Here is a 10,995-nt window from a genome sequence, read left to right as displayed (position 1 = left end):
GGGATGTCCAGAGCCGGCCATGGATGGCCGGCGGCCGGATGTGGGAGCAGGACGCGGAGATATCCGGCTGGGCATCCCCCTGTGGCCGCGGTGGGCTGCCTGGAGCTTCCCTTTCAAGCCCGAGAAAGGGCCTGAGACCCTAGGAATATCCGGGCGGCACGCAGCCCAGCGCGACCAGGACGCCATGCAGCGCCGGCACCTGCATCAACCAGGGTGCGGCGATGGTGAGCAGGCCCGCGGCCAGCACCAGCACGCCCGCGGTGGTGCGCAGGCGCGGCTGCTGCAGCCAGCGGCCCACGCGCGCGCCGGACCAGGTCAGCGGCACCATCAGCGGCAGGGTGCCCAGCCCGAAGGCCAGCATCGTCAACGCGCCGTTGCGCGCATCGGCCTGCAGCCAGGCGGCGGCGAGGAGGGTGGTGCTGAGCCCGCAGGGCAGCCAGCCCCACAGCACGCCCAGCCCGATGCGTCGCGGCGTGGTGTTGGCCGGCAGCAGGCGCTGCTGCAGGGGCCGCAGCCGCGTCCACAGGCCATTGGCGGGACGCGACATCAGCCGCAGGCGGCCGCCGCGGTCGAGCAGACGCAGCGCCACCACCACCAGCACCAGCCCCACCGCCGCACGCAGACCCCAGGCCAGCCAGTCCACCCGCGCCAGCGAGAGGATGCCGTGGCCGAGGCCACCGGCGATCGCACCGGCGATGACGTAGCCGCCGACGCGGCCGAGGTTGGGCTCCAGCGCCATGCGCCAGCCGCCGCCGGGCGACATCGCCGAGAAGCCGGTGGCGATGCCGCCACACATCGCCGCGCAGTGCACCCCGCCCATCAGCCCGGCCAGCAGAGCCGCGCCCAGCGTCAGCCAGTCAACCGGCATCGTCGTCGCGTGCGGCGGCTGGAGGGGTGGCGGCGGGAGGCGCGTCCCTGCCGGTGCCGTCGTCGCGCGGCGTGCGTTCCGGCGCCGGCTCGTCGACCAGGATGTCGATGGCCGGGCTGTCGAGGTCGTCGAACTGGCCACGCCGCACCGCCCACACGAACGCCGCGACGGCCGCCAGCAGCAGCACCAGGCTGATCGGGATCAGCAGCAGCAGGATGTTCATTGCGCGCCGGCCTCGAGTTGTTGCGGATCCACCGCCACGCCGGGCACCGGAGAAGGTGTCCGCGGGTCGAACCCGCCCGCGGGCATGGCGGACAGCCGCAGCGCGTTGCCCACCACCAGCAGCGACGACAGCGCCATGCCCAGCGCGGCCAGCCACGGGGTCACCCAGCCCGCCGCGGCCAGCGGCACCGCGACGACGTTGTAGCCAGCGGCCCAGGCGAGGTTCTGCCGCACCACCTGGCGCGTGCGCCGGGCGATGACGATCGCCTGCGGCACGCGCTGCAGGGTGCGCCCGGTCAGCACGAGGTCCGCCGACTGCTGCGCCAGCGGCGCGCCTTCGGCCATTGCCAGCGAGACGTCGGCGCCGGCCAGCACCGGTGCATCGTTGATGCCATCGCCGACCATCGCCACCACGCGTGAATCCGCCTGCAGCGCGCGCGCATACGCCAGCTTGTCCTCCGGCCGTTGCCGCGCGTGTGCATGTTCGATGCCCAGGCGCGTGGCGAATGCCTGCACCGGTGCATCGGCGTCGCCGCTGGACAGATGCACGCGCAGGCCCAGCGCACGCAGCTGCGCGATCGCCGCGGCGGCATCGTCACGCGCGGCTTCCTGGATGCGGAAGCGCGCAACCGCGCGGCGGCCGTCACCCAGCCAGATGCCATCGCTGTCGGCCCGGCCGGCGGCGAAGCCCGCAGTGCCCAGCCGCCACTGCCGCCCATCGACCAGGCCTTCGACGCCGGCGCCGGCATGCGCCTGCAGCCCGGTCGCGGCCAGCGCGGTGTCGATGCCGGTGAACGCCTGCGCCAGCGGATGCCCGCTGTCGCGTTCGAGTGCGGCGGCGATCCCCAGCGCCTGGTCGCGATCGAAACCATCGAAGGCCTCCACGCCGGCCAGCTGCGGTCGCCCGTCGCTGAGGGTACCGGTCTTGTCGAACACGATGTCGGTGGCCATTGCCAGCCGCTCCAGCGCGCGTTCGCCCAGTGCCAGCACGCCGATCCTCGCCAGTGCACCGTGCGCGGTGGCCAGCGCGGTCGGCACCGCCAGGGCGAGTGCGCAGGGGCAGCTGATCACCAGCAGTGCGAGCACCACCTCGAGCGCGCGTGACGGATCGTGGATGCGCCAGCCGATGTACACGCAGACCGCGGTCAACAGCAGTGCGGCGACGAAATGATGGGCGATGCGCTCGCCGGCGAGAGCGAGCGGTGGGCGCTGCGCCTGCGCCGATTCCACCAGCGCGGTCAGTTGCGACAGCCGGGTGCCGGCGCCGGTCTCGTCGACGCGCAGGCGCGCGGGCCGTTCGCGGCACAGCGTGCCGGCATAGACGCGCTCGCCGGCGGCGCGGGCCACCGCAGTCCATTCGCCGGTCAGCAGGGCTTCCTCGAAGTGCGATGGCTCCAGCAGGATGCCGTCGGCCGGCACCACGCCACCCACCGCCACGCAGGCGGTGTCGCCACGCGACAGCGCCGCCACCGGCACCGTCTCGCGGCTGCCGTCGTCGCGTTCGCGCTCGGCGAATGCCGGGCGCGCCCGTGCCAGGGCATCGACCTGCGCGCTGGCACGCGCACGTGCGCGTTGTTCCAGCATCCGTGCCAGCAGCAGCAGGAACACGAACATCACCGCGGCGTCGTACCAGACGTGGGTGCCGCCGCGCACGGTCTCGAACACGCTCGCGCCCCAGGCCAGCAGGGTGGAGCCGGCGATCAGCACGTCCATGCCGAGCCTGCGCTGCGACAGCTCGCGCCAGGCGCCGGCGATGAACGGCCAACCGGCATAGAACACCACCGGCGTCGACAGCAGGAAGGTCAGCCAGCGGAAGAAGTCGCGGGTGGCCAGCGGCATGCTGCCGGAGACGTCCAGGTACAGCGCCTCGGCCATCATCATCGCCTGCATGGCACCCAGCCCGGCGATGCCGATGCGCAGCAGGTCGCGGTTGCGCTGGCGCCGGCGTTCGCGCTCGCGCGCCTCGCCGGTGGCGAGGTACGGCCGGTAACCGAGTGCCGCCAGCCGCGCCAGCGGTGCCGACAGCGTGGTGCGCGCCGGGTCCCAGGCCACGCGGATGCGCCCGGTGACCGCGTTGGCGCCGCTGTCGATGACGCCGGGTTCGCGCGCCAGCACGCGGTCGATCAACCATGCGCAGGCGGCGCAGCGCATGCCGTCGGTGAGCAGGGTGATCTCGCGCCCGCCCGGTATGTCGCGTGCGTGTTCGGCCTGCACTTCCTCGCGGTCCCACAGCGCGAAGTCGGCGGCGCCGGCGTCGATGCGTGTGGCCGGGGCGGTGCGCAGCCGGTAGTAGTCGCCCAGGTGTGCCTCGTCGATCCACTGCGCGGCGGCCGCGCAGCCATCGCAGCAGAAACCACGGGTGATGCCGTCGATGGCGAGCAGCGAGGGCTGTGCAGGCAGCGCTTCGCCGCAATGGTGGCAGTCGCCGGTGATGGCCCGTGCCGCTGCCGATGCAGCGCCGACGGACAGGGTCGCGCTCATGGCGTATCCGCGGCGTCCTGCAGCGCCGGGTGCAGGTGCGCGGCCAACTGCCCACGCAGCAGCCGGCCCTGCAGGCGCCAGCCGGCGTCGGCGGGCGCCAGCCGCAGGTTCCAGTCGTGGCCGACGTCGACCTCCGCCTCCGAGCGCCAGCCGGTCTCGCTGGGCACCAGTTCGAGGGAGATGTCCTGGGCTGCGCGCACCGGGTGCACCAGGGTCAGCTGCAGTGGCGCGCCGCGCTCGTAGCGGCCGGTGACCGGCAGCACCTCGACCGCGCCCTGTTCCATATCCACGCGCATCACCGCGGAGAGCCGCTCGCGCTGGGCGACGGCATCCGGGCCGAGGTCGGCGGTCTGCACCTGCGCGCTGCGGCGCACGTTCTCGGTGACCGAATCGGAGCCGCCACTGCGCACGGCGATCACCACCAGGCCGATGCCGGCGATGATGGCCACCGCCGGCAGGATGAATACCAGCATCAGCACGGGGTTGCGCCAGAAGGCGGTCTTGTCGGTCATTGCGTTGGTCCGAAGAAACTGCTGTCCACCACGGCGCGGGTGTCCCCCTCGACCGCCTCCACCACGAACTGCACGTCATGGCGCCCGGAGGTGCCCGCCGGTGCGGTCACCGTGAGCGGCAGCGACAGCACCTGCTGCGGCTGCAGGGTCACCGCGTTGCCGTCGCCGATCAGCTGCATGCCGGCCACGTCGCCATCCAGCTGCACACGATAGGCGGTCGCGTCGTTCGACTTGTTCACCAGCTTGAGCACGTAGCCGTTCTCGACCCCGGTCGCGGTCTCGCGGTACAGCGCATTGCGGTCGCGCAGCACCTCGGCGATCAGCGGGCTGCGCGCGCTCACGCCCCACGCCCAGGCCGCGATCACCGCGAGCAGGATGGCGCCGTACACCAGCACCCGCGGCCGCAGCACGCGCGTCGGCTTGCCGTCGATGGCGTTCTGGGTGGAGTAGCGGATCAGCCCGTGCGGGTAGCCCATCTTCTCCATCACGCCATTGCAGGCGTCGATGCAGGCGCCGCAGGCGATGCACTCGTACTGCAGGCCGTTGCGGATATCGATGCCGGTCGGGCACACCTGCACGCACATCGTGCAGTCGATGCAATCGCCCAGTTCCTCGAACTGGAATTTCGGCAGCGGCTGCACCTCGCCGAGATCGCCGTCCCAGGTGATGGTGCCGCGTGCCTGCGCACTGGCGGTGGCCGCCGACGGATGCTTGCTGGCGCGGAACACGTAGTCGTAGGCGGTGAGGTTGTCGATCAGGCCGCGCGCGCGCTCCAGCACGCTGGCCAGCCCGCGCCTGCGCGGGCCGCGCGGTTCGCCGCGCATCGGGTCGTAGGCGATGATCAGCGTGTTGCGGTCGAACATCGCGCCCTGGAAGCGCGCGTACGGGCACATGTACTTGCAGACCTGCTCGCGCAGGAAGCCGGCGTTGCCCCAGGTGGCGAGTGCGTAGAACAGCACCCAGAAGATTTCCCAGCCACCCCAGGCGAACGGCACCACGCGCGCGGCGAGGTCGGTGATCGGGGTGAAGAAGCCGACGAAGGTGAAGCCGGTCCACAGCGCGAACACCAGCCACAGCGCGTGCTTGGCACCCTTGCGCAGCAGCTTTTCGCCCGTCCACGGCGCGGCGTCGAGTTTGATCCGTTTGGCGCGGTCGCCCTCGGTCCAGCGCTCCATCCAGATGAAGACTTCGGTCCACACCGTCTGCGGGCAGGCGTAGCCGCACCACAGCCGCCCGGCCAGCGCGGTGAAGAAGAACAGGGCCAGCGCGGCCATGATCAGCAGCAGGGCGAGGAACACGAAGTCCTGCGGCCAGAACGTCAGCCCGAACACATGGAACTGGCGCGCCGGCAGGTCGAACAGCACCGCCTGGCGGCCATCCCAGCGCAGCCACGGGAACGCGTAGAACATTCCCAGCAGCCACACCACCGCGACCTTGCGCAGCCGGTCGAGCGGGCCGGAGACCTCGCGCGGGTGGATCTTGCCTTCGCTGACGTAGAGGCTGCCCTCGTTGTCATCGACCATCTTCAGGGGAATGCGAGCGGACATCTCTTACTCAATCGTCCCGCGGCAGGGCGCGGTTGAAGCGGCTGGCCGGGCGCAGCAGCCACCAGGTGAACAGGCTCGACGCGGCGGTGGCCGCCCAGAACGCGAAAAACCCGGCCGTGTAGCCGAGTCCGCGGGTGATCGCCAGTCCGGGGAAGGTCATGTCGCGCAGCGCGAGTGGATCGACATGGGCAAAGAACGCCATCGTCGCCACTCCCGCGGCGAAGAAGCTCGGCCAGAGGATCGCGCCGAGCTTCTGCGCCAGCGGGCGCGGTGGATGGTCGAAGACCGGGGGCCCCCCGGTCATTGCACACCCGCCGCCGCGGCCGTGCCGCCGGCCGGGTTGGACAGCGACCACACATAGGCCGCGACCAGTCGCGCGCGGGTTTCGCCGAGCAGGTCGCGATGCGCCGGCATGACGCCGTGCCGGCCCTGCGCGATGCTGCGGTGGATCGCCTCGGGGCTGCCGCCGTACAGCCAGTAGCCGTCGGTCAGGTCCGGCGCGCCGATCGCTTCGTTGCCGGTGCCGTCGATGCCATGGCAGGCCACGCACACGCCCTCGTAGAGCTGCTTGCCGCGGGCGGCGAAGTAGTCGTTGCGGTTGGCCGGCTGTGACAGCGAGCGGGTGTAGGCGACGATCGCGGTCATCGCGGTGTCGCCGCCCATGCCCGTCAGCACCTGACCCCATGGCGGCATCACGCCCTCGCGGCCGTCGAGGATGCTGGTGAGGATCTGCTCCGGTTCGCCGCCCCACTGCCAGGAGTCGTCGCCGAGGTCGGGATAGCCGATCGCACCGCGGCCGCCGGAGCCGTGGCAGGTGGCGCAGGTGTTGGTGAACACCGAGCGGCCGATCGCCAGCGCCACCGGATCGGCGGCCAGTTCCTCCGGACCACGGCCGGCGTACATCGAGAAGGTCTCCTCCATGCGCGCTGCGTTCTGCGCCAGCTCGCGGTCATGCTCGGAGGCCGAGCTCCAGCCGCTGTAGCCGTCGTAGCCACCGAACCCGCCGTACCACGCCAGGTAGCCCACGGCGAAGACGATGGTCAGGTAGAACATGTTGATCCACCACTTCGGCAGTGGCTTGTTGTACTCGGTGATGTCGCCGTCCCAGACGTGGCTGGTGTCGGTCGGTGCCGGGTCGCCCGGGCGACGGCGAGCCGTCCACCACAGCAGCCACGCGCAGCCGGCGATGTTGAGTACCACCAGGACGATGACGTACCACGACCATCCAGTGCTCATCGCGCGCTTTCCCCGTTCTTGTTGCCGTTGCCGTCGTGGATGTCATCCGCCGCGCGATCCGCGGGCGGTACCTCGTCGTCCGCCAGCGGCAGCTGCGCGGCCTCGTCGAAGTCACGCTTGCGCCGCGGGCTCCAGGCCCAGATCCAGCCGCCGACGAACAGCAGCAGCAGGACCAGCGTCACGATTCCCGAGACCATCTCAGCGCCCCTTCGGTGCGTGGCGGCCAAGGCCCTGGAGGTAGGCGACCACCGCATCGAGCTCGGTGCGGCCACGCACGTCGTCGGTGGCGGCGGCGATCTGCTCGTCGGTATACGGGTCGCCCAGGGTCTGCAGCGCACGCATGCGACGGGTCACGTCGCCGGCGCTGACCAGGGTGTTCTCCAGCCACGGGTAGGACGGCATGTTGGATTCCGGCACCACGTCGCGCGGGTTGATCAGGTGCACGCGGTGCCAGTCGTCGGAATATCGGCCGCCGACGCGGGCGAGGTCCGGCCCGGTGCGCTTGGAACCCCACTGGAAAGGGCGGTCGTAGACCGACTCGCCGGCCAGCGAGTAGTGGCCGTAGCGCTCGGTCTCGAAGCGCAGCGTGCGCACCATCTGCGAGTGGCAGTTGTAGCAGCCCTCGCGCACGTACACGTCGCGCCCGGCCAGCTCCAGCGCGGGATAGGGCTCGACGCCGGGCAGCGGCTCGATGGCCTCGGCCTGGTACATCACCGGGATGATCTCGGCGAGGCCGCCGAAGGAGACCACCACCGCGATCAGCACCGCCATCAGGCCGACGTTCTTCTCGATCTTCTCGTGCGGGTTGTTGCTCATCGGTCGCTCCGGATCAGGCGTGGTTGGCGGCAGGCGCCAGCACGGGATTGCGCACCGGGCCGTTGCCGCGCGCCATGGCGAAGGTCTTCCACACGTTGGCGGCCATCACCAGCATGCCCGCGACCACCAGCACCCCGCCGACCAGTCGCACCATGTAGTAGGGATAGGTGACCGCCAGCGACTCGACGAAGCTGTAGGTCAGCATCCCGTCGTCGTTGGTGGCGCGCCACATCAGGCCCTGCATCACGCCGGCGATCCACATCGCCACGATGTAGAGCACCACGCCCAGGGTGTGCACCCAGAAGTGCAGGTCCATCCAGCGCACCGAATACATGTTCGGCAGGCCGAGCACGCGCGGCAGCATCGAATACAGCGAGCCGATCGAGATCATCGCCACCCAGCCGAGTGCGCCGGCGTGCACGTGGCCGATCGTCCAGTCGGTGTAGTGCGACAGCGAGTTGACCGTCTTGATCGACATCATCGGGCCCTCGAAGGTGGCGATCATGTAGAAGCTGATCGCCACGATCAGGAACTTCAGCACCGGGTCGGTGCGCAGTTTGTGCCACACACCCGACAGGGTCATGATCCCGTTGATCGCGCCGCCCCAGCTGGGCGCCAGCAGGATCAGCGAGAACACCATGCCCACCGACTGGGCCCAGTCCGGCAGCGCGGTGTAGTGCAGGTGGTGCGGGCCGGCCCACATGTACACCGCGATCAGCGCCCAGAAGTGCACGATCGACAGGCGGTAGGAATAGATCGGGCGCCCGGCCTGCTTGGGCACGTAGTAGTACATCATCCCGAGGAAGCCGGCGGTCAGGAAGAAACCGACCGCGTTGTGCCCGTACCACCACTGCACCATCGCATCCACGGCGCCGGTATAGACCTGGTACGACTTGCCCAGGCTCACCGGCAGCGCGATGTTGTTGACGATGTGCAGCAGCGCCACCGCGATGATGAAGGCGGCATAGAACCAGTTCGCCACGTAGATGTGGCGCACCCGGCGCTTCGCGATCGTGCCGATGAACAGCACCGCGTACGACACCCACACCGCGGCGATCAGGATGTCGATCGGCCATTCCAGCTCGGCGTATTCCTTGCCCTGGGTCAGGCCCATCGGCAGGGTGATGACCGCGGCCACGATCACCGCCTGCCAGCCCCAGAAGACGAATGCGGCCAACCTGTCGGACAGCAGCCGCACATGGCAGGTGCGCTGTACGACGTGCAGGCTGGTGGCCATCAGCGCGCTGCCGCCGAACGCGAAGATCACCGCGTTGGTGTGCAGCGGGCGCAGGCGGCCGTAGCTCAGCCAGGAGATGCCGTCGGTCATCGTCGGCCAGTACAGCTGGGCGGCGATCACCACGCCCACCAGCATGCCGATCACGCCCCAGACCACCGTGGCAACGGCGAACTGGAGCACGACGCGGTCGTTGTAGTACTCGTTGCGTACGGCAGCAGCCGACGCCATCCCGTCGTCGGTAGGCGCCAAGTGTGTGGAATCCATGCAGATCTCCTGGTTCGGGCGTATTGTCGCCGCCCGCGTGAGGTGGCGGGTTGATCGAGATCAACCGCACACGGTTTGTAGCATGCGATAACGGCCCGGTCGGGGCCGGAGGCCGCGCCATGCGACACGATGCACGATCCGTGCCGGCCGCGCGATCGCGCGTATCCGTGCACCCGATTCGACGCGAAGCCGGCACTCTGTGGCAAAATCGCACCGCGATTGCACGCCGGCGCCGCCGGCCTTGCAGCTCACGGGTCGTTAGCTCAGTCGGTAGAGCATCGGACTTTTAATCCGCTGGTCGATGGTTCGAATCCATCACGACCCACCACTCGCGCCAGTCGCCTGCTCGGGGGGCCGCTGGCCGGGCGTACGCTTTCCGGTGTTGAACGCCATGGTCCACTGTGATGTCCACGCGTCCTGCCTTCATGTACGGTAGCCTGCCGTACGCACTTGGAGGCCAACATGACCGCAACCGCCGATCGTCTCGACCTGCGCCTGAGCGTCGAGGACAAGAACCGCCTGCGCCGCGCCGCCGAGCTGCACGGCATGCCGGTGGCCACCTTCGTGCGCGAGGCCGCGCTGCGCGAGGCCGACACGACCATCGCCCATCCGCCCAAAACCCGCCGAGGCGGCTTGGCTGCGCGGCTGCGCGGCCGCGCGACGGCGCGCATGGGCACCGACGAGATCATGCAGCTGACCCGTGGCGACTGACGAGCCCGCCGCGACGCCGGCCGGAGCCAGGCGCGTCTTGGTGGACGCCAACGTCCTGCTGGACGTGCTGACGGACGATCCGGACTGGTACGAATGGTCGGCGGCGCAGCTCGATGCCTGCGCCGACGGCACCGAGCTGTGCATCAACCCCATCATCTACGCCGAGGTCTCGGTGGGCTTCGAGCGCATCGAGGAACTGGACGCCGCCCTGCCGGCCGATGCCTTCACCCGTCTGGAACTGCCGTGGGAGGCCGGTTTTCTCGCTGGCAAGGCCTTCCTGCAGTACCGCCGCGCGAAAGGCGCGCGGACCTCGCCGCTGCCGGACTTCTACATCGGCGCCCATGCTGCCATCGAGGGCATGGCGCTGCTGACGCGGGATGCGAAGCGCTACCGCACGTACTATCCGAAGCTTGAACTCATCTGCCCGTAACCCGGGCCATGCCAGCCGATCCTGCATCGGCACGATCCACCAGGGGACCGCAATGCCGGAGCTGCACTTCAAGGGCAAGGAATTCGTCTACAACCACCACCTGACCGTGCCGTTCCGGCCGCTGGTGCCGGATGCGAAGAGGTCCTGCGGCGACGATCCGGAGAACCTGATCATCCAGGGCGACAACCTGCACGCGCTCAAGAGCCTGCTGCCGCGCTACGCCGGCAAGGTGGACCTGGTGTTCATCGACCCGCCCTATAACACCGGCAACGAGGGCTGGGCGTACAACGACAACGTCAGCAGTCCGCTGATCAAGGAATGGCTGAACGGCAACCCGGTCAACGGCGAGGACATGCTGCGCCACGACAAGTGGCTGTGCATGATGTGGCCGCGGTTGAAGCTGCTGCATGAGTTGTTGAGCGACACGGGAATTATGTTCCTCACGATTGACGACCACGAAGGGCATCGACTTGAACTGATGCTTGAAGAAATCTTTGGATCACAGAACAACCTCGGTCGCATCGTGGCTCGCCTCAACCCCAAGGGATCATCTGAATAACACGCCCTGATGCTGCTTTTGCCGCCACACGAGCATCAATATTGTGTCGGGCAGCGATTTTCATCGATTTCAGGTCGGATTTCGGCCGTTTCCGGCCTGTTCTGGCGGGCTT

13 protein-coding genes and 1 tRNA gene are annotated in these 10,995 nt (G+C 69.4%); 4 read left to right on the top strand and 10 right to left on the bottom strand.

The features are described 5' to 3' along the window. Window positions 1–139: 139 nt before the first annotated feature. Genes LDO11_RS11725 through ccoN form a run of 10 tightly spaced genes read right to left on the bottom strand, consistent with a single transcriptional unit; the run spans window position 140 to window position 9,147 of the window. Window positions 140–868 (bottom strand): sulfite exporter TauE/SafE family protein, encoded by a 729-nt coding sequence (locus LDO11_RS11725; protein ID WP_232141714.1) that lies wholly within the window; start codon window positions 866–868, stop codon window positions 140–142. Further along, on the bottom strand, window positions 858–1,091 hold the full coding sequence (gene ccoS, locus LDO11_RS11720) for a cbb3-type cytochrome oxidase assembly protein CcoS (protein WP_232141713.1): 234 nt from the start codon (window positions 1,089–1,091) through the stop codon (window positions 858–860). Before ccoS ends, LDO11_RS11725 begins: the two co-directional genes overlap by 11 nt. Beyond that, the gene (locus LDO11_RS11715; protein ID WP_232141712.1) at window positions 1,088–3,571 is read right to left on the bottom strand and encodes a heavy metal translocating P-type ATPase; all 2,484 of its coding nucleotides are present in this window, start codon (window positions 3,569–3,571) and stop codon (window positions 1,088–1,090) included. Before LDO11_RS11715 ends, ccoS begins: the two co-directional genes overlap by 4 nt. Next, window positions 3,568–4,083: a FixH family protein gene (locus LDO11_RS11710; RefSeq protein WP_232141711.1), complete on the bottom strand. Its 516-nt coding sequence runs from the start codon at window positions 4,081–4,083 to the stop codon at window positions 3,568–3,570. Before LDO11_RS11710 ends, LDO11_RS11715 begins: the two co-directional genes overlap by 4 nt. Further along, complete coding sequence (locus LDO11_RS11705; RefSeq protein WP_232141710.1) at window positions 4,080–5,630, bottom strand: 4Fe-4S dicluster domain-containing protein; 1,551 nt, start codon at window positions 5,628–5,630, stop codon at window positions 4,080–4,082. Before LDO11_RS11705 ends, LDO11_RS11710 begins: the two co-directional genes overlap by 4 nt. Window positions 5,631–5,637: 7 nt before the next feature. After that, window positions 5,638–5,934 (bottom strand): hypothetical protein, encoded by a 297-nt coding sequence (locus tag LDO11_RS11700; protein WP_232141709.1) that lies wholly within the window; start codon window positions 5,932–5,934, stop codon window positions 5,638–5,640. Further along, window positions 5,931–6,866, bottom strand: coding sequence for a cytochrome-c oxidase, cbb3-type subunit III (gene ccoP / locus LDO11_RS11695; protein ID WP_232141708.1), 936 nt, complete (start codon window positions 6,864–6,866; stop codon window positions 5,931–5,933). The genes LDO11_RS11700 and ccoP overlap by 4 nt, the downstream gene beginning before the upstream one ends. Then, on the bottom strand, window positions 6,863–7,063 hold the full coding sequence (locus LDO11_RS11690; RefSeq protein ID WP_232141707.1) for a cbb3-type cytochrome oxidase subunit 3: 201 nt from the start codon (window positions 7,061–7,063) through the stop codon (window positions 6,863–6,865). The genes ccoP and LDO11_RS11690 overlap by 4 nt, the downstream gene beginning before the upstream one ends. Window position 7,064: 1 nt before the next feature. Beyond that, complete coding sequence (gene ccoO / locus LDO11_RS11685) at window positions 7,065–7,682, bottom strand: cytochrome-c oxidase, cbb3-type subunit II (RefSeq protein ID WP_232141706.1); 618 nt, start codon at window positions 7,680–7,682, stop codon at window positions 7,065–7,067. 13 nt (window positions 7,683–7,695) lie between these two features. Next, complete coding sequence (ccoN, locus tag LDO11_RS11680; RefSeq protein WP_232141715.1) at window positions 7,696–9,147, bottom strand: cytochrome-c oxidase, cbb3-type subunit I; 1,452 nt, start codon at window positions 9,145–9,147, stop codon at window positions 7,696–7,698. A gap of 288 nt (window positions 9,148–9,435) precedes the next feature. On the opposite strand from ccoN, the gene LDO11_RS11675 reads away from it, so the two are divergent. The 4 genes from LDO11_RS11675 (at window position 9,436) to LDO11_RS11660 (ending at window position 10,883) form a co-directional block, all read left to right on the top strand. Continuing rightward, window positions 9,436–9,511: transfer RNA gene (locus tag LDO11_RS11675), tRNA-Lys, on the top strand. Window positions 9,512–9,645: 134 nt separating this feature from the next. Then, window positions 9,646–9,894 (top strand): type II toxin -antitoxin system TacA 1-like antitoxin, encoded by a 249-nt coding sequence (locus LDO11_RS11670; protein WP_232141705.1) that lies wholly within the window; start codon window positions 9,646–9,648, stop codon window positions 9,892–9,894. 40 nt (window positions 9,895–9,934) lie between these two features. Next, entirely contained in the window at window positions 9,935–10,324 is a 390-nt protein-coding gene (locus LDO11_RS11665) for a type II toxin-antitoxin system VapC family toxin (RefSeq protein WP_232141704.1), read from the top strand. A 52-nt stretch (window positions 10,325–10,376) separates the two neighbouring features. Beyond that, entirely contained in the window at window positions 10,377–10,883 is a 507-nt protein-coding gene (locus LDO11_RS11660; protein ID WP_232141703.1) for a DNA methyltransferase, read from the top strand. The last annotated feature ends 112 nt before the right edge of the window (window positions 10,884–10,995 follow it).

The organism is Alterluteimonas muca, assembly GCF_021191595.1.
Taxonomy (GTDB): domain Bacteria; phylum Pseudomonadota; class Gammaproteobacteria; order Xanthomonadales; family Xanthomonadaceae; genus Luteimonas; species Luteimonas muca.
The sequence above is the reverse complement of the archived record's forward strand: the minus strand, read 5'-3'. Positions and strand labels throughout refer to the sequence as shown.